Genomic DNA, 25991 nt, shown 5'->3' on the forward strand with positions numbered 1-25991 from the left:
AGCCCTGATTTCTCAAGGCTTTCAATTTATATTTTAGAAAGTAAATTTCTGAAGTTCGTTTTTTCATCGATGATTCGTCTCAATTCAGAAACCGGAACTCTTTCCTGCTTCATCGTGTCTCTATCTCTGATCGTAACGGTGTGATCTGTAAGAGAATCGTGATCTACTGTGATACAATATGGCGTTCCGATTGCATCCTGTCTTCTGTAACGTTTCCCGATCGCATCTTTTTCTTCGTAAAATAAGTTGAAATCATATTTCAAATCATTAAATATATTTTCAGCATACTCAGCTAAACCATCTCTCTTCATTAATGGTAAAATTGCTGCTTTAATCGGAGCTAAAGCCGGAGGTAAAGATAAAATCGTTCTTTCCGAACCGTCTTCCAAAACTTCATCTCTTAAGCAATGAGAGAATAAAGAAAGGAATAATCTGTCTAAACCAACCGAAGTTTCTACAACATAAGGAACATAGTTTTCATTTCTTTCAGGATCGAAGAACTGTAATTTTCTTCCTGAGAATTTCTCATGCGCCTTCAAATCGAAATCGGTTCTTGAATGAATACCTTCCAGTTCTTTAAATCCAAAAGGAAAATTAAATTCAATATCAGCTGCAGCATTTGCATAATGCGCCAATTTTTCGTGATCATGGAATCTGTAATTTTCGTTTCCTAAACCAAGAGCCAAATGCCAGTTCAGACGTTTTTGTTTCCACTGTTCGTAGAATTCAAGTTCAGTTCCCGGAGCTACGAAAAACTGCATTTCCATCTGTTCAAATTCACGCATTCTGAAGATGAATTGTCTTGCAACGATCTCATTTCTAAATGCTTTACCAATTTGTGCAATACCAAATGGAAGTTTGTGACGAGAAGTTTTCTGTACGTTTAAGAAATTCACGAAGATACCTTGAGCGGTTTCAGGTCTTAAATAAAGATCCATCGCAGAATCTGCAGAAGCACCTAATTTCGTTCCGAACATCAAGTTGAATTGTCTTACTTCCGTCCAATTTCTTGAACCGGTGTCAGGATCAGCAATTTCCAGTTCTTCAATTAAAGCTTTTACATCAGCCAAATCTTCATTTTCCAAAGATTTTGCTAATCTTGAAAGTATTGTTTCTCTTTTTGTTCTGTATTCTAAAATTTTCGGATTCGTTGCAACAAATTGATCTTTATCGAAAGACTCACCGAATCTTTTCGCTGCTTTTTCGATTTCTTTGTTTTCTTTCTCCTCAATTTTTAAGCAATAATCTTCCACCAAAACATCTGCTCTGAAACGTTTTTTAGAATCTTTATTGTCAATCAAAGGATCGTTGAATGCATCAACGTGGCCCGAAGCTTTCCAAGTTGTAGGGTGCATCAGAATTGCTGAATCGATACCGACAATATTTTCGTTAAGCTGTACCATCGCTTTCCACCAATACTGTTTGATATTGTTTTTCAGTTCTGCACCATTCTGTCCATAATCATAAACAGCGGATAAACCGTCATAGATCTCACTGGAAGGGAAAATAAAACCATATTCTTTAGCGTGAGAAATCACTTTCTTGAAAACATCTTCTTGCTTTGCCATAATTTTTTTTACGTCTGAACTGCAAAAATATGAATTTGAATTCCAAATCCATGAAAATCCATAAAAAAAGCAGTTAAAAAACTGCTTTTCAATATATTTTTAGAAATTATAACTCAACCCAATACCGCTTCCACCGATGTCTAATCTGTATGAAGCTGTTTTTTTAGTTTCATTAGAATCGACTTCATTCTGAGTTTTCATTGCTTTTTTAAGATTTTTTCCACTGCTTATAGCGAAAGGAATTCCGATTCCCACTGCTCCCAAACCAATTCCGATCAATCCCCATCCTCCTTTTTCTTTTTTCTTGATGGCAACGCCGTTGTAATAAACTGTTTTGTTTCTTGTAATCTCTTTTACCAATCCGTAACCTACAAAAGCTCCTCCCACCGCTCCGAATATCTGAGCAACAGTACCATTTGTATTGGATTTTTTCATGTAAGAAAGTGCTTCAGGATTGGTGAAAACTTTTTTGAATTCAGAAAATTTGTACTTCTGGTCTCCTTTAATAAAAAATTCACGATTACTTTTTCCCAAAGTAAGTGAATCGGAATTTTGAGCAAAAGCTAATAATGAAAAAGCTGATAGAAATAAAGTCAAAAAGAATTTTGTCATGTTTTAAATTTGCAGGCGAAAATAAAGAAAATCTCCGAAATTTTCCCCTCTCTGGGAGTATGAAAATGTTAAATGTTTAGAAGCAGAAAAATGCCCAATAGTTTATATTAAAATAATTCTTTCATTATTGTCTTATTTTGAGACAATTTGCCGAAATTTGAATATCTAAAATTTTCACAATGAAAAAATCAGGTTTTCTAATTTTAGTTTTTATTTTATTCAGTCAATTTTTGTTGGCTCAAAATATTCCTGAAGGAAAAGTTGTCACAACTTATATTACCGCAAAAACCTTAGAGAATAAAACCTTAGAAAATCCTAAAAGAAGAGTTACAGTTTATCTTCCGCCGGATTATGAAAAATCATCTAAAAAATATCCGGTTATTTATTATCTGCATGGTTTTTTCTGGAGTGACAGTTTGTTGGTGAGCAGCGATAAAATCAATCATATTTTAGATCGTGCGATTTATTTAAAAAAGATAAAACCTGTAATTGTTGTGATGGCAGATCAAAGTACGGTTTTCAAAGGAAGCTTTTATGCCAATTCAAAATCATCCGGAAACTGGTCAGATTTTACTTCTGTTGAACTCGTCAATTTTATTGACAAAAATTACAGAACCATTGCTAACAAAGACAGTCGAGGAATTTCTGGTCATTCAATGGGTGGAAACGGAGCTTTGAGAAATGCAATTCTTCATCCCGAAGTTTTTTCTTCAGTTTATGCTTTGTCACCAGGAATTTTAGATGCTCAATATTTTGCTCTGAATGAAATCGATTTGTATAAAGATTTAGATAAAATAAAAGATGTCAAAGACTTAGCAAAACCCGAAAATGCAAGAACAAATATTATTTTTGCCATCGCAAGAGCTTATAATGGAAATGAAAATAAGCCACCTTTTTACGCATATTTTCCATTTTCTTTTAAAGATAATCAATTGATTGTAAATGCTTCTGTTGTGGAAGAGCTTAAGAAAAATTCTACTTCAGAATTACCATTTTCACATTATGAAAATCTTAAAAAATTAAAAGCTATCAAATTCGATTGGGGAAGGAATGACGAACTAAAACATATTCCGCCAAGTTGCTTGAGTTTCAGTAAAACTTTGGAAATGTTGAAGATAAAACATGAAGCGGAAGTATACATCGGAACTCATGGAAGTGAAGTCAGCAAGGAAAACGGAAGAATTGAAAATCAAATGTTGCCATTTTTTAATGAACATCTAAAGTTTGAGGAATAATCAGAAAACCTCTACTTTTGTCCCATGTTAGAAATTCTTTATCAGGACGAACATCTTATTGCCATCAATAAACCGAGCGGATTATTAGTTCATAAATCTTTTTATTCCGGAGAAGCAGATACTTATGCGATTCAGGAACTGAGAAAGCAAATCGGGCAAAAAGTTTTTCCTGTACATCGTTTAGATAGAAAGACTTCCGGCGTTTTGTTGTTTACGTTAGATAAAGAAACTCTGAAAACAATGAGTAATCAATTTGCCTCTCGTGAAGTAGAAAAGAAATACATTGCCATCCTTCGCGGCTGGACAAAGGAAGAAGAAACAATTGATTATGATTTGATGAATGAAAATGAAGTGAAACAAAATGCAGTCACTTATTATCATCGTCTGCAGACTTCGGAAATTGATTTGCCATTTTTAAAGCATCAAACTTCGAGATATTGTTTGGTAGAAGCGATTCCTGAAACAGGACGTTTTCATCAGTTGAGAAAACATTTTAAACATATTTTACATCCGATTTTAGGCTGTCGCAAACATGGTTGCAACAAACAAAATAAATTATTGCTTCAAACATTTGGTATTACTAAAATGACGCTTCATGCTCATCAATTGATTTTTAATCATCCTATTTCTAGCGAAACAATTACGGTAAACGCTACTATTGATGATGAGTTCAAAAGGGTAGGAGATATTTTGAAATTTGATTTGAGTTTGTATTCTTGATAATTAAAGGATAATTAATTTTAACGCAAAGATCTAATTATTCAAAGATTTAATTTTTAGAAAAGCGAAGGCAAATAAATTTGCTTCGCAAAGCTTGAACATTAGCTTCATCAAATCGACTTGTCGATTACTCTTTGCTTCTTAAACGATATATTTGGGATATAAAACTTTGCGTAAAAATATATATCTCGCAAATTTCGGTGATTAAGCAGATTTTAAATTTTTTTCTTTGTTTAATTTAAATTAAAAGAACAATCGTCCTCATTTAAATAAGTTATCACACATCAAGATTTCATTAATTTTAAAATGATTATTTTTGTAAAACTTTTTTTCAATGTACAAATCGCTCATCCGTCCCATTCTTTTCAAATTTGATCCCGAGGAAGTTCACCACTTTACTTTTTCGATGCTGAAAAATTTTGGATTTCTTACTAAATTATTTCTCCCAAAACCAATTGAAGACAAACGTCTTGAAAGAGAAATTTTCGGACTGAAATTTAAAAATCCGGTTGGTTTAGCAGCAGGTTTCGATAAAAATGCGGTTTTGTTCAACGAACTAGGCGATTTAGGATTTGGGTTTGTAGAAATTGGAACAGTAACGCCAAAAGCACAAGCCGGGAATCCGAAGAAAAGACTTTTCCGTTTAATTGAAGATGGGGGAATCATCAACAGAATGGGATTCAATAACGATGGTATGGAAGCTGCGATTGAAAAACTGAAAGGCAACAAAGGAAAAATCATCATCGGTGGCAACATCGGAAAAAACACCAATACAACTCCCGAAAATTACACCCAAGATTATCTAGACTGTTTCGAAGGTCTGCATCCATATGTTGATTATTTTGTTTTGAATGTGAGTTGTCCCAACGTCGGAAGCCATGCAAAGCTGGAAGATGTAGAATATCTGAGAGAACTGATTACCGAAGTAAAGAAAATCAATCAGACCAAAACAACACAGAAACCAATTTTGCTAAAGATTGCTCCGGATTTGAATAATCAGCAACTAGACGAAATTATTGAGCTGATTGCAGATACAAAAATCGACGGAATTGTAGTTTCAAATACCTCAGTCAACAGAGAAGGCTTAAAAACTTCTGCAGAGACTTTAACACAAATCGGAAATGGTGGCTTAAGCGGAAAACCGATTCGTGAAAGAAGCACAAAAATGATCAAATATCTTTCAGACAAAAGCAACAGAGCGTTCCCAATCATCGGCGTTGGCGGAATTCATTCTGCAAAAGATGCGATTGAAAAGCTGAATGCAGGAGCAAGTTTGGTTCAGTTGTATACGGGATTTATTTATGAAGGTCCACAGTTGATTAACGATATTAATCAGGAAATTCTGACGAGAGCGAGTAGAATTTCGCGGTAAATTGAAATTTTTACAAAAATATGGAAAGCAAAACTGATAAGGTTTTGCTTTTTTAGAAACCTAAAGGCTGTACTGAAATTTCCTTTTTATATTTTGAATCTGAAGAAGTTCTCTTCATTGATAGTCTATTCATTTTTAATCACTATTTATCTCTAATTTTAGAAAATATACACTAGAAATTAATCCTTTTTTATAAATAATCGAATAGTATTTCGTCCATTTTCTCACCATATAGTTTTTTTGGTCGATAAATATACTAACTGCTTTTTGTTGGCAATCTTAACAGAAAAAGACTTAGATTCACAGTCTTTCCGTTTATTGTACAATAATTGGAAACTTTTTGCAGTGTCTGAATTAATTTAATTAAGAAAATTAAATCATTTCTGGAAATGCTTCATTCCTCGCAGTAATCATTTCTGCACGAAGATCTTCAATGGTTTTATTTTTATTTTTTTTTATTTTTTCCAGCCAATATTTTGAACCGCCTTCGAGGTGATAAGTTGATCCGAATTCCATCAAATCAACCATCAGTGGTATGAGATCTAATCCTTTATTTGTAAGGTAATACAAAAACTTTGACGCATTTTTTTCTGAAACTTTTTTCATGATCACCCCTTCGTTGGTCAGAAGATTTACTCTGTCAGTCAATACGCTTGGCGCAATGCCTTCATACCCATTTTTCCATTCCAGCCAGGAATTTTTTTTGCTAAAGATCATATCTCTCAGTATTAATAAAGTCCATTTGTCACCAAATAAATCTAAAGAATAGCTTATCGCACACGTTGATCGCTTTCCAATCGCTTTCATAAAAAAATATTTTAAGTAATATTAATTTAATACTACTTTTTTATTTACATTTGCAGTATTAAATTGATACTACAAATTTAGGAAATATTTATTTTAAAGCGCTTTATAATAATATAGATTTTAGATTGAAGTATTTTAGTTATTTCTACAGTGCTAAAATATTGCAGGGTATCAGTTGATAAGATTTCTTGGTTTAGTCTAGAAATCCCAAGGAAAAAGAAAATTAGTAACATCAATCAAAAATTAAAATCAAAATGAAAGCAATTCATTTAACAGCCTATGGCGATCCATTAAAAAATTTACAACTTTTAGACATACCTGAACCCTCCAAACCTGAGCTGGGAGAAGTTATTATCCGAATGGAATACAGCCCGATCGATCCCAGTGATTTATTACTTGCCAAAGGGATTTATGCAATACGCCCGGAATTACCAGCCGTAATTGGCGGACAAGGAATTGGTATTGTGGAAGAACTTGGCACTGAAGTTACGAATGTAAAAATAGGTGATCGTGTAAGTTTGCCATTCGGAACTTATGCCTGGTCAGAAAAAGTAAAAGCTAAAGCTTCAGAATTATTTGTTATTCCGGAAGAACTTAATGTACAGCAAGCAGCAATGATTGCCATCAATCCACCAACTGCTGTTTTACTACTGGATGAATTTGTACAACTTTCAGCAGGAGATTGGATAGTCATTAATGCAGCCAATTCTAGTGTTGCAAATACGATTATTACAGTTGCTAAATCGCGTGGAATAAAAACATTGGGCATTGTCAGACGTACTGATGCAGTTCATACAGCTTTAAAAGCAGGTGCAGATATCGTTTTGGTAGAATCTGAAACGGTTGTGGAAGAAGCAAAAATTGCTACTGATAATGCAAATATTCGTCTAGGCCTAGATGCGGTTAGTGGAGAAGCTTCCGGAACACTTGCCCAAATTTTGGGTCTTGACAGCCATCTTGTAACTTATGCAGTTCTGAGTCTTCAGCCGATGGTAATCAGTGCTGTTGACATTATTTTTAAACGCATTACACTGCACGGATTTTGGATGTTTCTGCCACAATATCTTCCGAAATTGCACAAAGCAAAAGAAGAAGCAGCAAAATTAATTGCAGATGGTAGTCTTAACGTTCCAATTGCTTCAATTTACCGGTTAGATCAAATTGCTAAAGCAGTAGCACATACAGAAAAAGGTGAAAAAGTGTTACTCAGTTTTGAATAGAACTTAGCAATCAAATTAATAGCGGTTCGAATTAAATCTCGTAAAAAAGATTGAGCCGCTATATTTTTATGAATAAACAAAATTTAAGACATGAACATAGGTTTTATAGGTGCAGGTAAAGTTGCATCAAAATTGGGAGAATTACTGGAGAGTGCCGGACACACTGTGAAATATGGAGTAAGAAATCCAGTAGAAAATAAGGTGTCTATTATCGAGGCTACAGGATTTGGAGAAATTGTTTTTTTAGCCATTCCGTATCTGGCAGTTGAAGAATTTTTAGAAAATGAAAAGAATCTGTTGCAAGGAAAGATTATTGTAGATGTTACAAATCCTGTCAATGAAGACTGGAGTCCAATTTTTTTAGGAGAAGACAGCAGTGGCGAACAAACCGCAAGATTATTGCCAAAAAGTAGAGTCGTCAAGGCTTTTAGTACAGTATTTGCCGAAACAATGGAACGAGATAAAATAAATTATAAGGGACTAAAAATGACAGTGTTCATCGCGTCCTCTGATGATGAGGCAGCAGAAGTGGTCAAAAGTTTGGCTGAAGAAATGGGTTTTGACGGTTTAGTTTTAAAGGGAATTGAAAATGCCCGATACATGGATGCTATATCTAACATTAATTTAGGATTGGCGCTGAATGGCGGAGGAACTGATTCTGGGATCATCTATTTTCAAAGATCAAAAGAGATAGTTTAAAATTGCCTGAAGTATTAGAGAAAATGATAGAAAGACAAAATAAAAGATACAGATTAAAGCTTTATTGAATCATATCGTTGATAATTAGTTTCGGAACTTAAAACAAATTTAAATTATCTAAAAAATCAAGAAACCAGTTTATTGTCGAAATCATTCATGTCAATTTAAGTTTTTAGATACTTAAAAATAGGTTCATTGATTTCATGTCCCTTTCATTTTTAAAGAAAAAAATGAGATATTGTGTAAATAATCAATCCAACCAAACCACCAACCAAAGTTCCGTTCACTCGGATGAATTGTAAGTCTTTACCAACCTCTAATTCGAGCTTCTCGCTCAATTCTTTTCCCTGCCAGTTCCCGACAGTTGAACTGATGAGGTTTCCCGCTTGATGCGTGTTTTTCAGGATGTATTTGTAGGCGGTAACTCTTACCCAATTGTCGATTTTATTCTGAAGTTTTTCGTCAGTTTTAAGATTTTGAGAAAACTCATTCAGATTTTTGGAAATGTATTTCTTTAATGATGATTCATTTTCCTGAAGTTCTTCGCCAAGTGTTTTTTTAATGGAAAGCCAGATGTCGTTTGAATATTCATCCAGCTTGTCGTTTTTCAGAAAATCATTTTTTATAGACTTAAATTCATCATTCCATTTAGGATCTTCTTTTAGATCATTAGAAAATTCATAAATCTTTTTTGTAATTAATGTTCTGATTTCGTGGTTGGTATCTTCCTCAACTTCACGGAAGAAATCTGAAAGTCCGCTTGCGATTTTCTCAGCAATTTTATTGTCAACAAAAGAAGGAATAAAAGAATAGCTTCCTTTTTTTACCCTTTCCTGAATCATGCTATCATTTTCGATGAGATATTCTTTGATTTGTTTAGAAAGATTCGTGACGATTTTTTGGTGATCATTTTTGTCTAAAAGATAAATAATTCCGTTTCCTAAAATTTTATTGAGTTGGATGTCATCCGTCATTTCGCTCACTTTTTTACTAATAAACTGGCTGACTTCAGAATCATCGAGCTTATTAAGAATGTCTAAAACAATATCTGAAAGATTTTTAATTAAAACTTCCTGATTTCTTTCTTTTGAAAGCCATTCACCGACAAAATTTGAGATCTTAATCTTCTGAATATAAGGACGGATTGTTTCAGGCGAAAGAAAATTTGAAACCACAAAACTTCCCAGGTTGTCACCCAATTTCTGTTTGCTGTTTTCAATCAGATTCGTATGCGGAATCGGAAGTCCAAGCGGATGTCGGAACAATGCAGTTACGGCAAACCAATCTGCCAAAGCTCCTACCATTGCAGCCTCAGAGAAAGCCCGAACATAGCCTATCCAATGAGATTCATGGGTTTTCTGAAGAATTGTTGTAACGACAAAAATAACTGCCATCAAAACAAAAAGTCCTGTGGCGAAAGCCTTGTATGTATTAAGCTGTTTTCTTTTGAGTTCATCATTCATATTCTCAAATTTAGTAAATTTGGTCGTGGAAACCGAAATAAAAGTTATTTAAAAATCAATAACGGATTAAAATTTGCATTCCATTTTTCACTTTTTTACAACAATCATGAAATTTTTGATTTCAATATTTTTATTAACCTTTCTGCAGATGTGCTCGCAGACAAAAAAACCTGTCAAAACTACTCCTATGGAAAATACAGAAGCAAAAAACAATCCATATTATTCAAGAACAGACCGTACAAAACTGAATGTTTCAAATGCTGAATGGAAGAAAATTCTTTCTCCAGATTTGTATGCAATTGCAAGAGAAGCGGCTACAGAAAGACCTTTCACCGGAAAATACAATGAATTTGATGAATTAGGAGAATATTACTGTGCGGTTTGCGGTAATCATTTGTTCAGATCAGATTCTAAATTTTCATCAACTTGCGGATGGCCAAGTTTCTTCGAAGCTGATAAACAAGGTACTGCTTACAACAGAGATTCTTCTCACGGGATGGAAAGAATTGAAGTTGTCTGCAAACGTTGTGATTCTCATTTAGGACATGTTTTCAACGACGGTCCTGCTCCGACAGGAACGCGTTATTGCATGAATTCTGTAAGTTTAGAGTTTGTTGCCGATTCAGAAAAATAAAAGCTTACTATCAGATAATCATTAAGTTAAACTTTCTTAAATTCAGTTAAACTTTCTGTAGTTTTACAGAGAGTATGCTATGTTTTTTATAAGTTTGTACCCGCAAATTTAATTTAACATAATATTTAATGAAAGGATTTTATAGCTTATTAGGCATTGTGTATGTGATTTCAACTTCATTTTATCTTTCACCAAAAAGTGCAGATAATAAAGAAATCAAAAGCACAAAAAAAATAGAAACTTTAGTTGAAACGAAATCTGTAAAAAACACAAGCAATGTGAGTTCCTCAGAAGAACTTTATAATTCCATACTATTCGAAAGCGATCACAAACTTCAATTTGACGTATTTGCTAAAGCTTTAATAGGATTTGAAAATCTTAAAAAAGCCGGAAAACTAAATCAGGAAGCACATTTATTGACCATCTGCGATTTTTCAATGTCTTCGAATACCAAAAGACTTTGGGTAATTGATACCAACGAGAAAAAAGTTCTATTCAATTCATTGGTTGCGCACGGAAAAAATACAGGCGAAGAATTTGCCACCAATTTTTCAAATACGGAAAGTTCGCTTCAAAGCAGCATGGGATTTTATATTACAGAATCAACGTATAATGGTGATAACGGATATTCTCTAAAATTGTTGGGAATGGACAAAGGTTTTAATGATGCTGCTTACAAAAGAGCGGTTGTGATGCATGGAGCAGATTATGTAAGTGAAGAATTCGCAGCAACTCACAAAAGAATAGGAAGAAGTTGGGGTTGCCCTGCAATTCCAAGAGCTTTGACAGAGCCAATCATCAATACGATAAAAGGAAAGAATTGTCTTTTTATTTATTATCCCGACGAAAATTATCTTTCTTCTTCGGAATGGTTAAAAGCATAAAACAAAAGCAGTCAAATTTGACTGCTTTTTATTGTATTAAAATATTCTTTGTGTTATTCTGACTAATAAGAATTTCTTACTTAAATTTTAAGGCTTTGAATTTCTCTCGCAGATTGAGCTGATTTAGCAGATGATTTTATTTGAATCTTTCATCTTCGAGAGTACTAAAAATCAAGAAAATTTCTTAAAAATCAAAGTCGCATTGTGTCCACCAAAACCGAAAGCATTGCTCAAAGCAAAATTGATTTCCTTTTCTTTAGCTTCATTAAAAACAATATTGATATCTCTCGGAATCCTCTCATCCACATGATGATTGTTAATCGTAGGTGGAATAATTCCTGTCTGAATTGCTTTTATTGAAATAATCGCTTCAGCTGCTCCTGCTGCTCCCAACAAATGTCCGGTCATTGATTTGGTAGCACTGATGTCAAGATTGGTATTTCCTTTAAATATTTTGTTGATGGCATTCAGCTCAATTAAATCTCCAAGTGGAGTAGAGGTTGCGTGAGGATTGATGTAATTGATGTCTTCTGCATTTGCACCGGCTTCTTCCAAAGCAAGTTGCATCGCTTTTATTGCTCCTGCTCCGTCCGGATGAGGTGCTGTCATGTGATAAGCATCGGCTGTCATTGCAGCACCCACTAATTCTGCATATATTTTTGCACCACGCGCTTTTGCGTGTTCGTACTCTTCAAGAACCAAAGATCCTGCACCTTCTCCCATGACGAAACCATCTCTGTCTGCATCATAAGGACGACTCGCTGTTGCAAAGTCATCATTTCTTGTAGACATTGCTTTCATGACAGAAAATCCGCCAACCGAAGCCGGAGTAATGGCTGCTTCAGAACCACCACTGATAATCACCTTCGCTTTTCCTAATCGGATATAATTAAAAGCATCCATGATTGCTGTATTTCCTGTAGCGCATGCAGAAACAGTTGTATAATTGATTCCCTGAAGACCAAACTTCATAGAAATCATTCCCGAAGCCATGTTGGCAATAAATTTAGGAACGAAAAAAGGGTTGAAACGAGGATTGCCTTCACCTTTTGCAAATTCCATTACTTCATGCTCGAAAGTCCACATTCCGCCTTGTCCGGTTCCCCAGATAACACCTGTATCAAAAGGATCCATTTTGTCAAATTCCAATCCTGAATCCTGAATTGCTTCTGCCGATGAGTATAATGCATATTGAGTGAAAAGGTCACTTCTTTTGATTTCGTTGTGGGTAAGATGAACTTTCGGATCAAAGTTTTTCACTTCACAGGCAAAATGAACCTTAAATTTTTCAGTATCAAAGTGGGTAATTAGATCTGCTCCGCTTTTTCCGTTAATGCTGTTTTGCCAAAAATCTTCGACATTGTTTCCCAAAGGTGTTACTGCACCCATTCCTGTGATGACAACTCTTTTCATATAGATTTTATACTTTTTTTAATGGTTATATGGTATCGCTTATGTTCATTAATATTTATAAATCAAAATAAGTTTAAGCGATTTCATATATAGATTTTATTCTTTATTAAAGTTTAACATAATCATGCCAAAAATAAATGGTGATTTTTATGTTTAATTATTGATTTTAAATAAATTAGAAGTTCCTTTTGCGATCAGGCGACTTTTATCTGAATTCCAGATTTCGCATTGTGCATTTACAAACTGTCTTCCTCGTTTGATTACTTTTGTTTCTGCGATAATGTCGTCGTTTTCCTTTGCAGTTGAGAAATAATCAATTGCATTATTGATCGTTGTGATAAATGATTTCTCATTTAAAGAAAACATCGTTGCACCAATAATATCGTCCATAATTGCTGCAGTTACGCCACCATGAAGATTTCCCATCGGATTAAGCCATTCTGCTCTTACTTTATACCGAAACTCAATCTGCCCTTCTTCTGCTGAAATCACAATCGGGTTGAGCCAGCGCATAAAAGGAGAAGGAGATTCTGTAAATTCTTTCCCGATGAAAGCTTGTAGTTTTGCGAGTTTGTCCATAGCAATATTTATGATGGAATTTTGATTTCACGATCGATGATTGATAAAACCCTGTCTAAAGCCAGATTGAGATATTTTTCGTTGTCCGTGGTTTTTGATAAAAGAATGCCGCCTTCGATCAGCATGATGAAGAGCGATGAAAATTCTTCTGCATTGATTTTTCTGTTAAATTCCCCGTTTTCCTGACCCTTGATAATTATTTTTGATACTGTTTTCTTCCAATTTTCAAAAGAAATGGCAACCTGTTTTTTAAGATCGGGGAAAGTATCGTCGGATTCCGTGGCTGCATTCATGATGGGGCAACCTCCGTTTGCAAAAACAAAATGCCAGTTTTTCCGGTAAAATGCAACAAATGCGTAGAGTTTATCTAATAAAGTGGGGAATTCGTCGCCGAAAGATCTTAATAAATTTTTTCCAAGCAGACCGGAATTGAATTTATAAACTGCAATTGCCAATTCATCTCTGTTCTCGAAATTTCCATAAATGCTACCTTTTGTCAAACCGGTAGCTTCAGAAATGTCGGATAATGATGTTCTTGTGTAGCCTTTGCTGTTGAACAAGGCTGCGGTTTTTTCGATGATAAACTGTTTTGTCTTTTCTGCTTTAGACATTTTAAGTAAAAATGTTCTGCAAATATAACAAAAATATACCAATCGGTATATTTTATTTCAGAATAAAGTCTGAGAATAATTTAAACTCAGACTTTTAATTTCTATTTAAGCTAAAGTAGCGCTCAAAGTAATCTCAAAATTGAAAGCTGCACTTACCGGGCAACCTTCTTCAGCGATTTTTGCATACTTCTGAAATTCTTCTTCTGAAATTCCGGGAACTTTTGCAGTCAAAGTCAATTCAGATTTTGTGATTTTTCCGATACTTGGATCTAAAGTGATTACAGATTTTGTAGTCAGTTCTTCAGGAGTAAAACCGGCCTGAGAAAGTTCTGCACTTAGTTTCATAGTAAAACAACCTGCGTGAGCTGCAGCCAATAATTCTTCAGGATTTGTTCCTACACCGTCTTCAAAACGGCTGCTGAAAGAATATTGAGTTTGATTTAAAGTTGTGCTTTGAGTCGTCAAATGACCTTTTCCTTCTTTTACGGTACCGTTCCAAACGGCTGTTGCGTTACGTTTCATATTGATATTTTATGTTTAAAATTTAAATATAAAAATACGAAAAAGCATGATGACAACAGTATTAAATTGTTGAAATCATGCCTTAAATTTTTAAATAAGATAATTTGAAAATTTATTTACCTGACTAGAAACTTACATCCAGTCCAATATAGAAATTGGCTTTCATAATCGGAGCATACACCATTCCTCCGTCAAAATAATTTCCGAAAGGATTTTTGAAATCTACAATCGCATTTTTCTGATTATAAGAAGTCAGGTTTTCACCGCCAAAATAAGCTCTGATTTTCTGATTGAAATTTCTTGAAATCTGGGCATTCAAGACCGTATAAGATTCGGAATAAGTCGGAATCTGAAATTCTGCAGGATTGCTTGAAGTATTTGGAAGCCTTTGCTTTCCGACAACGTTTAAAGTAGTATCAAAACTCCAGAAAGCTCCTTTTTCACTTTTGTTTGTGGAGTAAGCTAAGTTGACGAAACCTCTGTGCTTCGCCATAAAAGGGACTTGTCTTCTTCCGTCCAGATAATCCGCCTGAACATCGTAATATTTGTAAGCCAGTCTTACGTCAAAATTTTTGAAAGGGGTAAAATCCCACTGTGTCTGGAAACTATTTGCAAAAGATTTTCCTTCTAAATTATAAAAAGTCAGTTGCTGAGGTGATCGGTCAAGATCTACCAAAACCTGATCCTGAAAATCTGTTCTGAAAAAATCTGCCATCAAAGTCGATTTTCTTCCGAATACTTTAAATTCCTGTTGTAAACTTGCGCCATAATTCCACGCAATTTCGGGTTTCAAGCCATAAATATTTCCACCGTTCTGCAAGATTTGAATATTTCTGTTGGAAGCAAAATATTGTTGGTTTTCAGCAAAAACAGAAGCTGTTCTAAAACCTCTTCCAGCCGACAATCTTAAAATCGTTTGTGGAGTAAAATCATATTTAAAATTTAATCTTGGTGTAAACTGAGTTCCTGCCAAATTATGAAAATCAGCTCTAGCTCCGGCAACCAAAGTGTATTTTAAACCTGTCAAGGTATATTCGGCAAAAATTCCGGGAACGACTTCGTTTCTTTTAAAATTGTCTAATAAATAATTCTCATCATAAGAATCGTACATAAAGCTCGCTCCGGTTTTATACTTATGATTGGTATTTCCGATGATGCTTTCAAAAATTAAATTAGAATAATAGGTGTGCTGCTTTCCTGAATAATTTCTCAAGCCGAAAAAGCTGTTTTGCTGATGATAAACATATTGATTCATCCAGCCCAAGCTCTGATAAGGCTTTCCTTTGAAAACGTATCCCGTTTTGTTCCAGACCTGAAATCTTGAAATGTCGATTCCAACACCATAAGCAGTTTGATCTTCCTGATCTATCTGCTTATTGAAAGCGGTTTGTCCTGCAGTTCTCTCATCTTTTACGAAATTAATTCCAAAGTGCGAACCGAAACCTGACTTTTCTAAGTCGTTAAAATTCAATAAATAAGCTGCATTAATCTGAGAACCTTTTGGTCTGTCGAGAAAACCGTCATCATTCATATCTGTGTTCCCGAAAGTACCGTTTCCATGGAGTAAGAATGTTTGCGTCCATTGACCATTGATCGGGGCAACATGTGTGATATTTGCTTCGGCTCTTCCGTTAAAATCTGAAAATAGATTTAAAGAAGTTTTTGCTTTGTCAGAACTTTTTATCAATTCTGTATTGATCTGTCCAGTAATGCTTTCGTAGCCGTTTGTGACTGTACTTCCGCCTTTTGTCAACTGAATACTTTCAATCCAACGTCCTGGAATAAGATTTAAACCATACGCAGAAGCGATTCCTCTGATCTCAGGTAAAAGTTCTTTGGTTAAACTCGTGTATTTTTGGTCTAAACCTAACATTTTCAGTTGCTTTGTTCCTGTAACAGCATTGTTGAACGAAACATCCACAGTCGCATTAGTTTCAAAACTTTCAGATAAATTACAACACGCTGCTTTTAATAATTCTTTTGAATCAATATTAAAAACTAAACCTGCATCTTTTTTACTTATTGATGTTGCAGCCTTTGAAGCGGTTACTTTTACTTCTTCAATGTTTTTTGCGGTATTATTTTCTGCACCGGTCGCTTCATTATGATTTTGATTTTCGTTATGAGTCTCATCCGAATGTACTTCAGCTCCCTTTTGTCCTAAAGGAATTTCTCTGTCGTAAAGGCAACAGCCCGGAAGTTTTTTATAGACAGAATCAGAGGCTTTGTACTTTTCGTTATCATGACCTACATCAGCGATTTTTTTCAGAATTTTATCTGACGAAGTTTTTGAAGCATCAAAATTTAAAGAAACTATTTGTGTTTCAGCATTCCAGTCTGCAGAGATTACTCCTGCATCTTTTGCTGCTTTTTCAATTCTTGCTTTACAAGATTCACAATTTCCTTTGACGAAAAATTCGTTTTCGGCTTTAGAATGATCGTGATTTTCTGTTGCAGAAACAGTTGTCTGAGTATCTCTTTCATAGTGACAACAGCTGGGAAGTTTTTCATAAGTTTCGTCAGAAGTTTTAAACTTTTCATTGTCATGACCAGCTTCTGCTACTTTTTTCAGAATGTCATCAGTAGAAATATTTCCGGTGGTTTCTAATGTAAGTGTTTGATTTTCTACAGAATATCTTGCGGCGGAAGCTCCTGCTTTCAATGCCATGGTTTCTATTCTTTCTTTGCACATCTCGCAGTTTCCTTTTACGTGAAACTGACTTTTATTTAAAGTTTGAGCATAGATAAATTGCGTGAATAACAGGAATAGGCCAAGAAATATCTTGGTAGTATATGATTTCATTTGTTTAAAATTTAAATTAATTAAAAAACGATTCATTAAAATTTTTAATGAATAATCCGATTGATAATTAACCTAGTTTTGGCGGTTGCCAAATATCTTTTAAACTGTCTGAAATGTGAGGATCAGAATATTGAAATTCTAATTTTTTATCCGTTTTAAATGGAGTATGATTGAAAAATACTGTTTTAGCAGCAAGGTTTTCAACGAAATTACTACAAGTTGCACAGAACGAACAGCAATCGTCATTGCAAGATGATTTACTGTCTTTTTTCCCATGGTTGCTATGCTCTTTATCGCAACAGCTGTGTTTCTTTGAATCTGCTTTGCAGCAATTTTCCTGTGAAGCCTGAGCATAAAAATTATCTTTAGGAATCAAAAAAAATCCTAAACAAAAGATAATTAATAAAATCTGAATGTACTTCACGCTGCAAATCTACGAAAAATTTCTTTAGATGATTTTAAAATAATAAAGTTGTAAGAAAGGGTAAGATTAAAGTTAAAACAGTAAATAAGGCATCTCCATAATGTAAACGTCTATACTCACCTTGTTCCCAACTTGATTGCATATAAGCTTTCATTAAAGGTTCATTGCCATAGATTACTAAAAATAATTTTCTCAAAATTGAGTAATAAATCAAGAATAAGAGTGGTAGGAAAGACCAAAAAGCCGCATTTCCATTTGGCATCATTAGTAGTTTATTATCAATATTTAAATATCCTAAGACTGCTAATAAAACGGCTAAAATAAAACAGATGATATAAACTTTAGTTTTTTTTAGAAGTTTGTAGCCCAACCATAAAATAATTTGACCTCCACCTCCCGAGTAAATATAAGTCATTTGATCATTCAAATAAGGATTGATATTAAAAATCCAGAAACTCATAAAAATTTCTATAATGCCTCACCCACTTTTTTAGCGCAATCATGCCAAGGTTCACCGTGTGCAGGATTTAATTTCGGTTTCGGTCCTGTATTATTGGCAACAGCTTGAGGAGCCGGAACTGGTTGGGCAACTACTTGCGGCTGAGCGTTTTGTGCGGTCGGTTGAGGTGCAGGTTTACTGTTTAAAGGCTGTCCAACAGGAATGTCACATCTATGACCAGGTTGTCCGTGTGGAGGATTCATTCCGGGAGCTGTTTTTACTTGTTTCCCGTTTTGATCGATCATCACTTTTCCTGGGCTTACTGAATTGGGATCAATCTGGATCGTATTATTACCATTCACGGCTACATTTTGCGCTGCAGTTGGTTGTGTTGCAGCCGGTTTGCTGTTTAAAGGTTGTCCTACAGCAATATCACATCTGTGTCCCGGTTGTCCGTGAGGAGGATTCATTCCCGGTGCAGTAGCAACTGATTGAGAAGCTGGTGCAGCGGCTGGAATTCCGGCCTGATTTAATAATGAAGGTTGTGGAGTATTATTAACTTGAGGACCAGATTGCTGAACTCCTGCTTCTTCTTTTATGTAAGTAGGTCTTTCGTCTTTTTTGCAAGAAATTACTAAGATTCCTGCCGTAAGCATTCCTAAAAATATATTTTTCATAATAACTTGTCGTAAAAAACAAAATTAGCAAAACATTTCCAAATGCTTTGCTAATTTATATATTATGTTACGATTTTAACGTTCGACTAGTTCTTAACCAAAAGTCTGAAACCTTCTCCGTGAACGTTGATGATTTCCAAACCGTCATCATCTTTCAATAATTTACGAAGTTTCGCAATGTAAACATCCATACTTCTTGCGGTAAAATAATTCTCTTTTTTCCAGATTTTTCTTAATGCTAAATCTCTTGGCATAAAGTCATTTCTATGAAGACAAAGTAATTTTAAAAGTTCGTTTTCTTTAGGTGAAAGTTTGTATTCATTGTCACCAACTCTCAACTGTCTCAACATCGAATCAAAGAAAATGTTGCTGATCTTGAATTGCTCCTGCTCCTCGTTTTCCAAAGTAGAACTTCTCTGAAGAATCGCTTTGATTTTGTATAAAAGTAATTCAGTATCAAATGGTTTCGTGATATAATCATCTGCTCCCAATTGATATCCTTTTAATATATCTTCTCTCATATTTCTTGCAGTAAGGAATATGATCGGTGTATTTTTATCGATTTTTTTTACGTCTTCAGCTAAAGAAAATCCGTCCTTTTTTGGCATCATTACATCGAAGATACAGATGTCGAATTCGTTTTCTGTAAATTCTTTCAAACCTTGCTCACCGTCTACCGCTAGAGTTACTTCAAAATTGTTGATGGAAAGGTAATCTTTCAATACCGCCCCGAAACTTTGATCGTCTTCTACTAATAATATTCTGTTGCTCATATTTTGTTTATTTGTTTAATTAAAATTTGTTTGCTAAATAATTTCATTTATATCTAAACCATCGGAAGTTTAATAATAAATGTACTTCCTCTGTCTTTTTCTGAATCTACAATCACCTGACCTTTATGAAGTTCGATGATTTTTTTTACATATGAAAGTCCAAGTCCCTGTCCTTTTACGTTGTGGATATTTCCTGTTTCTTCTCTGAAGAATTTTTCAAATATCTTGGTTCTGTTTTCTGTTTCCATTCCCATTCCTTTATCGGAAATTTCAATTACATACCAGTTGCCTTCGTTTCTTGTTTTGACGCTGATTTCTGGTGTTTCGGGAGAATATTTATTGGCATTGTCCAAAAGATTTACCAGCATATTTGAGATATGGAATTCATCAATTTTAAAATTGTATTTTTCAGCATTAAATTCCTGCCTCAATGTTCCGTTTCTCTGCGTAACAATCAATCCGAATGATTCTGTAGTTTTTTTGATCAGCTCTCGCACGTTGGTTTCTTTCAGAAATAATCTCACCTCATTCCTTTCCAATTTTGACATATTAAGAACATTCTCAACCTGCTTTTTCATCCTCAGATTTTCCTGTTTAATTAAGCTGGAATAGTATCTTACTTTTTCAGGATTTGTTGCAATTTTATCATTAGCCAAAGAATCTGTTGCCACAGAAATTGTAGCCAACGGAGTTTTAAACTCATGAGACATATTGTTGATAAAGTCAGTCTTGATCTCAGCGATTTTCTTCTGCTTCATCATATAATTGATGGAAATAATATAAATTCCAAGAATCGTCAAGAGAGAAAGGAAAGTTCCTAAAAGCATCGGCCAATTGTTCATTGCCAAAGAATATTCCTTTTTCGGAAAAACTAAAGCTAAAGTATATAATGTTCTGTCTTTCGTATCTGTAAACAAAGGGTAAGAATACGTGTTCGCTTCTTTTTTCTCTTTAAAAACCTTGTTGACAACATTGGTGAGTTTATTATTTTTATCGCTGACTCCGTATCCGAAAGTTGCGGTAATACCTTTCATGTTAAGCTCTTTTCGCAGGATTGAATCTAAAACTTTGGCTTCAACACGCTTTGCGATAGGCAGGCTGTTTCCGTTCACTTTTACATACTCTTTCATGCTCCAGTCACCGGTTTGTATGTCCTGATTAATGTCTGAAGTTAACTGTTCTCGTCGGTTGGTATCTTTTTTAATTTTATAAGCAGCTTCGTCTGTATATAAAGTTGTTAGACGTAAAGAATCTCCTGTTTTGTTGAGAGGCAGTTGTTTTTGTTCAATAAGATTTTTAGAATAAACGATTGATCTTTGAGCTCCGGAATCTATCGTTTGCTGAATCGTTGTTAACGATGGTTGTTTGCTATTTGCCTTAATATTGTCTCTGAAGTTTGGATAGTTTTCATTTAATATTTTATCGACCTCCAATTCAGAAACGGTTTTAGTGGTATTTTCGAGAGCAGTGTACACTTTGTTGGAAAACTCTTGTTCCAGTGCTCCATAATATCCTTTTAGCCAATAAAACTGCAGTGTCACAAAGACAATTAAGGAAATTGTCATGAAAACTGAGATTATCGGGATGAACTTGTTATTCATTGAATAATAATTTGTAATTACAAATGTTAAAATTAATTATTTTATGACCATATAAACAAAAAATGCGCCAAAAAATTGTGTTCAATTTCTTAAAATCGTGTTTTTTAACATTTTTTTGGGAATTCTTTTGTTTTTATAGGTTGATAATTGATTTTTTTAAGTTTAAATTTTTAATTTTAGATAAAAATATATCCAATGAGTTCAGAAATTGTTTTTAATAAAGATTACGATGCAAAAAGTATCTACGTAATGAAAGTATATGATGCCGAAGTTCTCAAGGTTTGGGATTATTTTACCAAGCCCGAATTGCTAGATCAGTGGTGGGCTCCAAAACCCTGGAAATGCGAAACCGAAAATCTCAATTTTGAGGAAGGTGGAGTTTGGCTGTATTCAATGAACGGTCCGGAAGGAGAGAAAATGTATTCGAAGGTAAGATATGGTGAGATCAATGATCACCGAAGTTTTGACGGAATTGACGCATTTTGTGATGAATCAGGGAAAATTGACGAAAACTTCCCACAAACAAAATGGCTCTTAGGTTTTACAGGAGTTGAAGAAGGCACCAAGCTATCCGTAAATATGCATTTTCAAACTGAAGAAGATATGAAAAAACAATTGGAAATGGGTTTTGAAGAAGGTTTTAAAATGGGTTTGAATCAACTCGAAGAACTTTTAAAATAAGAATTTAAAAAAGGAAAGCATTGTTGCTTTCCTTTTTATTTTAAATCAATTCCTCTTCCTGAAAATAATGAATAATTGCTTTTTTCATCAAAAGCTGCTGTTCATTTGGTTTCAGTTCCGGAAGTTTTTCTACTTCCTCAAAATGCGGATATCCGTCTTTATCGTAATGAGTAAATTTGAAATATCCAAAAGGCTCAAGAAGTCGGCAAACTGCAATATGAAGAATGTTCAATTTGTCATCTTTCGTATATTTTTGTTGTCCGCTTCCCAATTCCTGTACACCGATTAAAAATAAAACGGTGTCAATCTGCGGATGTTTTTCTGTGTCAAAATTGGTTTCAAAAAATTCTTCAACCTTTGCCCATAATTCTGCTTCTGTCATATTTTAAGAATTTGCTTTATCTTATTTAAATCAATTAAAATTTATTTGATTATCTGTTATCTTGTCATACTGCTTGTGTTTAACGCAAAGTGCGCAAAGATTTTGTAACTACTAACTTTTTTTAAGCTCACAAAGGCGTTTCACTTAGCAAAGAACGCAAAAACATTTTTAATTATAACTGAGTACCGAAAATCATACAAATTTGATTTTTAATTAAATTTTATTTTCAAGTTTCATCAAAAACGCATATTCCAGTGCGTCTTCTTTTAATGATTCAAATCTTCCGCTTGCGCCACCATGACCAGAGCTCATATCGGTTTTAAATAATAAAAGATTGTCGTCAGTTTTCAATTCACGTAATTTTGCAACCCATTTTGCTGGCTCCCAATATTGTACCTGAGAATCGTGAAAACCAGTTGTAATCAGCATATTCGGATAATCTTTCGCTTCAACATTATCGTAGGGCGAATAATCTTTCATATAATGATAGTATTCTTCGTCGTTCGGATTTCCCCATTCATCATATTCTCCGGTCGTCAAAGGAATCGTTTCATCCAACATCGTGGTTACAACATCTACAAAAGGAACTTGCGCAACAATTCCGTTGAATAATTGTGGCTCGTAATTGACGACAGCTCCAACCAACAATCCTCCTGCACTGCCTCCCATTGCATACAGATGTTTTGATGAGGTATAATTTTCTTTAATTAAATATTTTCCGGCATCGATGAAATCAAAGAATGTATTCTTTTTAAAGAGCATTTTCCCATCTTCGTACCATTCTCTTCCCAGATATTCTCCTCCACGAATGTGTGCAATCGCATAGATAAAACCTCGATCCAGAATAGAAAGTCTCACATTAGAAAAACTCGCATCAACTGTGTGTCCGTAACTTCCATATCCATATAAAAGAACCGGAGTTTCTGCAGTTTTTTTGGTGTCTTTATGATAAACCAAAGAGATAGGAATTTTCACTTCGCCATCTCTCGATTCAGCCCAGATTCTTTCAGAAATATAATTTTCTGCAACAAATTTTCCACCCAAAACTTCCTGCTGTTTCAGAAGTTTGGTGGTTTTATCTTTCATATTATATTCGAAAGTAGAACTCGGAACTGTAAGCGAAGTATAACCGTAACGCAAGATTTCGGTATTAAATTCTAAATTTAAACCAATATATGCCGTATAAGTCGGATCTGAAAAAGGTAAATCATGTGTTTCTCCGCTTTTCTCGTTGATAATTTTTATCTGTAAAAGTCCTTCTTCTCTTTCCTCCAAAACGAGATAGTCTTTGAAGATCTCAAAGCCTTCCAATAAAACTTCGGCACGGTGAGGGATAACATCTACCCAATTTTCCATTCCGCAGTTTTCGATTTTTGTTTTTACAATTTTGAAATTGGTAGCGTCGTCTGCGTTTGTAATAATGTAGAATTCATCCTCATAATGTTCTACAGAATATTCCAGATCATCGATTCTTGGCTGAATCACTTTCCAATCTGCAAAAACGTTGTCTGATGGAATAAAATGATGTTCATCAGAAATCGTACTCGAACTTGCAAGGAAAATATATTCTAAAGATTTTGTTTTGAAAACATTCACATCAAAAGTCTCGTCTTCCTCATGGAAAATTAAAACGTCTTCAGAAGGATTTGTTCCTAATTCATGTCTGTAAACTTTATATGCACGAAGACTTTCATCTTTTCTAATGTAAAAAATGTGTTTGTTATCATTTGCCCAAACCGCTTTTCCTGTAGTGTTTTCTATTTTGTCTAAAAGAATTTCACCGGTCTTTAAATTTTTAAAATTTAAACTGTAAATTCTTCGACCTACATTATCTTCCGAGAAAGAAGCCAATTCGTTATTCGGACTTACCGCAACATTCGCTACTTCAAAAAATTCATGACCTTCTGCTAAAATGTTGACATCCAAAATGATTTCTTCAGGATTATCCATATTTTGGAATCTTCTGCAGAAAATAGGATATTCTTTTCCCTCTTCATAACGCACAATGTACCAATATTCATTGAAAAAATACGGTAGAGATTCATCGTCTTTTTTATAACGGGCTTTCATTTCCTCATAAAGGTCTTCCTGAAAAGCTTCCGTTTCTTTCATCATCGCCTCTTCGTAAGCATTTTCTTCTTCAAGATATTTAATGACTTCGGGATTTTCACGATCATTCATCCAGAAATAATTGTCAATTCTTTTATCACCGTGAATTTCGAGTATATTTTCTATTTTTTTTGCTTGTGGAGCTTTCATCAGAAATTTTTAATTTTTAATCGAATAAAATTCAGTGCAAAAAGGACACTTTTAAATGATATTTATCCAATATTAATTTTGTTCAAATTTAATTAAAAAAAAGCCATCTTTCCTTTGAACGAAAAGACGGCTGTATGATTTATAGTTTAAAAAACTATTTGTGTAAACTTTTAATATATTTTTCAAGAGCCATTGTCATAGATGGGTTTTCCTTTGTAGGAGCCATCAAATCTACTTTTAATCCTGCTTCTTCTGCTGCTGCTGAAGTTGTAGGGCCAAAAACTCCGATTTTTGTATCGTTCTGTTTGAAATCCGGGAAATTTTGCTGTAAAGATTTGATTCCCTGCGGGCTGAAAAAAATCAACATATCGTAATCGTTAATGTTGATATCTGTCAAGTCGCTGCAAACCGTTCTGTACATGATTGCTCTTGTCCACTGAATATTTGCTGAATCCAACGTCTTAGGAATATCTGCACTCAAAACATCAGATGAAGGCAGTAAATATTTTTCAGAAGGGAATTTTTTAAACAACGGCAAAAGATCTGCAAAGTTTTTCTCTCCAAAACTGATCTTTCTCTTTCTGTAAACGATATGTTTTTGAAGATAATTGGCAATTGCCTCAGACTGACAGATATATCTCATCGTATCAGGAACAGAAAATCTAAGTTCTTCTGCTAATCTGAAATAATGATCTACTGCATTTTTACTGGTAAAAATAATACCTGTATATTGCGTCAAATCTATTTTCTGAGTTCTTAGCTCTTTGTTGTCAACTCCTGCGACATGGATAAAAGGACGGAAATCAATCTTTATTTTTTCCTTCTTTGCAATTTCCAAATATGGAGAAGATTCACTAGGTGATGGTTGAGAGACCAATATAGACTTTATTCTCATCATGTACTTTTATTAAATAAATAATAACTTCCATAGCATCAATAAAGGTGCTATTTGAAGCGTGCAAATATACAAAAATTTATAATACCATTTTTGAGGTAAGATGTTGTTTCTGTGAAATAAGTAGAAAAAAACTTTGAAAATAAAAACAAACATGAAAAACCAGAAGTAGTATAAGAATGCTTCATTTCTGTCAATAGGGAAATAATAGTGGGTTATACACAATATAATCACTAAAATCGACAATACGAAATGGAATTTTGTGGAGGTAAAATAAAAAATACTCCATTTTTTTCCGTCGCCTATACTTTGGTAAAATAGAAAACCTAATGCGGTTCTGATAAAATAAAATAATGAAACTGCTGTCAGACAATAACCAAATTTATTCATCTGATACCCCAAAATCTGCAATTTTGCAGCATATTCAGGAACGACAGGAACATATTGTGAGATTAAAACCGCCAAACTTAATGTGATTACACACGAAGTAATGATCCAGCTTGGCAAATTATTACTGGAATCAAAATATTTCTGCAGAAGAAAATCTTTGAGATTGGCTTCTCTCTCAATGACATTCATCATGAAGATATAGAGGAAAAGACATCCTATCAATATAAAAACTACCCAATCATTATTTTCAGGTATTCTTATTTGGTTGGTAAAACTATGTGATATGGGCAACGGGAAATTTTTTGCAAAATTATAGATTATTTTGTAT

Annotated in this window: 26 protein-coding genes; 8 read left to right on the plus strand and 18 right to left on the minus strand. The window is 34.2% G+C overall.

Annotated elements, in window-relative coordinates; genetic code table 11:
- Positions 1-26: 26 nt before the first annotated feature.
- The gene (locus tag NZ698_RS11055; protein ID WP_263003165.1) at positions 27-1568 is read right to left on the minus strand and encodes a glycine--tRNA ligase; all 1542 of its coding nucleotides are present in this window, start codon (positions 1566-1568) and stop codon (positions 27-29) included.
- 99 nt (positions 1569-1667) lie between these two features.
- On the minus strand, positions 1668-2180 hold the full coding sequence (locus tag NZ698_RS11060; RefSeq protein ID WP_263003166.1) for a hypothetical protein: 513 nt from the start codon (positions 2178-2180) through the stop codon (positions 1668-1670).
- A gap of 179 nt (positions 2181-2359) precedes the next feature.
- Here NZ698_RS11060 and NZ698_RS11065 point away from each other — a divergent pair, with 179 nt between their 5' ends.
- The 3 genes from NZ698_RS11065 (at position 2360) to NZ698_RS11075 (ending at position 5507) form a co-directional block, all read left to right on the plus strand.
- A complete protein-coding gene (locus tag NZ698_RS11065) occupies positions 2360-3415 on the plus strand; it encodes an alpha/beta hydrolase (RefSeq protein ID WP_263003167.1) in 1056 nt (351 codons plus the stop codon).
- A gap of 24 nt (positions 3416-3439) precedes the next feature.
- Positions 3440-4135 (plus strand): pseudouridine synthase, encoded by a 696-nt coding sequence (locus NZ698_RS11070; protein ID WP_263003168.1) that lies wholly within the window; start codon positions 3440-3442, stop codon positions 4133-4135.
- A gap of 334 nt (positions 4136-4469) precedes the next feature.
- Entirely contained in the window at positions 4470-5507 is a 1038-nt protein-coding gene (locus NZ698_RS11075; protein ID WP_263003169.1) for a quinone-dependent dihydroorotate dehydrogenase, read from the plus strand.
- A gap of 372 nt (positions 5508-5879) precedes the next feature.
- Here the strand turns inward: NZ698_RS11075 and NZ698_RS11080 are convergent, their stop codons facing one another.
- Complete coding sequence (locus NZ698_RS11080) at positions 5880-6314, minus strand: winged helix-turn-helix transcriptional regulator (protein WP_263003170.1); 435 nt, start codon at positions 6312-6314, stop codon at positions 5880-5882.
- 254 nt (positions 6315-6568) lie between these two features.
- On the opposite strand from NZ698_RS11080, the gene NZ698_RS11085 reads away from it, so the two are divergent.
- Entirely contained in the window at positions 6569-7534 is a 966-nt protein-coding gene (locus NZ698_RS11085) for a zinc-dependent alcohol dehydrogenase family protein (RefSeq protein WP_263003171.1), read from the plus strand.
- A gap of 90 nt (positions 7535-7624) precedes the next feature.
- Positions 7625-8233, plus strand: a complete 609-nt coding sequence (locus NZ698_RS11090) for an NADPH-dependent F420 reductase (RefSeq protein ID WP_263003172.1) — start codon at positions 7625-7627, stop codon at positions 8231-8233.
- A 218-nt stretch (positions 8234-8451) separates the two neighbouring features.
- On the opposite strand, the gene NZ698_RS11095 is transcribed toward NZ698_RS11090, so the two are convergent.
- On the minus strand, positions 8452-9696 hold the full coding sequence (locus NZ698_RS11095) for a DUF445 domain-containing protein (RefSeq protein WP_263003173.1): 1245 nt from the start codon (positions 9694-9696) through the stop codon (positions 8452-8454).
- A gap of 148 nt (positions 9697-9844) precedes the next feature.
- Between NZ698_RS11095 and msrB the strand changes: the two genes are divergently transcribed.
- Entirely contained in the window at positions 9845-10330 is a 486-nt protein-coding gene (gene msrB, locus NZ698_RS11100; RefSeq protein WP_438265568.1) for a peptide-methionine (R)-S-oxide reductase MsrB, read from the plus strand.
- Positions 10331-10458: 128 nt separating this feature from the next.
- Entirely contained in the window at positions 10459-11214 is a 756-nt protein-coding gene (locus NZ698_RS11105; RefSeq protein ID WP_263003175.1) for a murein L,D-transpeptidase catalytic domain family protein, read from the plus strand.
- A 171-nt stretch (positions 11215-11385) separates the two neighbouring features.
- Here the strand turns inward: NZ698_RS11105 and fabF are convergent, their stop codons facing one another.
- The 10 genes from fabF to NZ698_RS11155 form a co-directional block, all read right to left on the minus strand.
- The gene (gene fabF, locus NZ698_RS11110; protein WP_263003176.1) at positions 11386-12627 is read right to left on the minus strand and encodes a beta-ketoacyl-ACP synthase II; all 1242 of its coding nucleotides are present in this window, start codon (positions 12625-12627) and stop codon (positions 11386-11388) included.
- A 153-nt stretch (positions 12628-12780) separates the two neighbouring features.
- A complete protein-coding gene (locus NZ698_RS11115) occupies positions 12781-13206 on the minus strand; it encodes a PaaI family thioesterase (RefSeq protein WP_263003177.1) in 426 nt (141 codons plus the stop codon).
- An 8-nt stretch (positions 13207-13214) separates the two neighbouring features.
- The gene (locus NZ698_RS11120) at positions 13215-13817 is read right to left on the minus strand and encodes a TetR/AcrR family transcriptional regulator (protein ID WP_263003178.1); all 603 of its coding nucleotides are present in this window, start codon (positions 13815-13817) and stop codon (positions 13215-13217) included.
- A gap of 105 nt (positions 13818-13922) precedes the next feature.
- Positions 13923-14339 carry an OsmC family protein gene (locus tag NZ698_RS11125; protein WP_263003179.1) on the minus strand — a complete coding sequence of 139 codons (417 nt, stop codon included), beginning with the start codon at positions 14337-14339 and terminating at the stop codon, positions 13923-13925.
- 124 nt (positions 14340-14463) lie between these two features.
- A complete protein-coding gene (locus tag NZ698_RS11130) occupies positions 14464-17142 on the minus strand; it encodes a TonB-dependent receptor domain-containing protein (RefSeq protein WP_263003180.1) in 2679 nt (892 codons plus the stop codon).
- A 67-nt stretch (positions 17143-17209) separates the two neighbouring features.
- On the minus strand, positions 17210-17566 hold the full coding sequence (locus NZ698_RS11135; protein ID WP_263003181.1) for a hypothetical protein: 357 nt from the start codon (positions 17564-17566) through the stop codon (positions 17210-17212).
- Positions 17567-17600: 34 nt separating this feature from the next.
- On the minus strand, positions 17601-18026 hold the full coding sequence (locus tag NZ698_RS11140) for a hypothetical protein (RefSeq protein ID WP_263003182.1): 426 nt from the start codon (positions 18024-18026) through the stop codon (positions 17601-17603).
- Positions 18027-18034: 8 nt separating this feature from the next.
- Positions 18035-18682 carry a hypothetical protein gene (locus NZ698_RS11145; protein ID WP_263003183.1) on the minus strand — a complete coding sequence of 216 codons (648 nt, stop codon included), beginning with the start codon at positions 18680-18682 and terminating at the stop codon, positions 18035-18037.
- Positions 18683-18768: 86 nt separating this feature from the next.
- Positions 18769-19455, minus strand: a complete 687-nt coding sequence (locus tag NZ698_RS11150; protein ID WP_047443171.1) for a response regulator transcription factor — start codon at positions 19453-19455, stop codon at positions 18769-18771.
- A 53-nt stretch (positions 19456-19508) separates the two neighbouring features.
- A complete protein-coding gene (locus tag NZ698_RS11155) occupies positions 19509-21056 on the minus strand; it encodes a sensor histidine kinase (RefSeq protein WP_263003184.1) in 1548 nt (515 codons plus the stop codon).
- A 195-nt stretch (positions 21057-21251) separates the two neighbouring features.
- Here NZ698_RS11155 and NZ698_RS11160 point away from each other — a divergent pair, with 195 nt between their 5' ends.
- Positions 21252-21737: an SRPBCC family protein gene (locus NZ698_RS11160; RefSeq protein ID WP_263003185.1), complete on the plus strand. Its 486-nt coding sequence runs from the start codon at positions 21252-21254 to the stop codon at positions 21735-21737.
- A 40-nt stretch (positions 21738-21777) separates the two neighbouring features.
- On the opposite strand, the gene NZ698_RS11165 is transcribed toward NZ698_RS11160, so the two are convergent.
- The 4 genes from NZ698_RS11165 to NZ698_RS11180 form a co-directional block, all read right to left on the minus strand.
- On the minus strand, positions 21778-22119 hold the full coding sequence (locus NZ698_RS11165) for a hypothetical protein (protein WP_263003186.1): 342 nt from the start codon (positions 22117-22119) through the stop codon (positions 21778-21780).
- Between the two features lie 213 nt (positions 22120-22332).
- Positions 22333-24378, minus strand: a complete 2046-nt coding sequence (locus tag NZ698_RS11170; RefSeq protein ID WP_263003187.1) for a S9 family peptidase — start codon at positions 24376-24378, stop codon at positions 22333-22335.
- A 154-nt stretch (positions 24379-24532) separates the two neighbouring features.
- Entirely contained in the window at positions 24533-25273 is a 741-nt protein-coding gene (locus tag NZ698_RS11175) for a uroporphyrinogen-III synthase (RefSeq protein ID WP_263003414.1), read from the minus strand.
- A 12-nt stretch (positions 25274-25285) separates the two neighbouring features.
- The gene (locus NZ698_RS11180) at positions 25286-25954 is read right to left on the minus strand and encodes a DUF4271 domain-containing protein (RefSeq protein ID WP_263003188.1); all 669 of its coding nucleotides are present in this window, start codon (positions 25952-25954) and stop codon (positions 25286-25288) included.
- Positions 25955-25991 lie beyond the last annotated feature (37 nt).

The organism is Chryseobacterium edaphi, from assembly GCF_025628985.1.
GTDB classification, from domain to species: Bacteria; Bacteroidota; Bacteroidia; order Flavobacteriales; family Weeksellaceae; genus Chryseobacterium; species Chryseobacterium edaphi.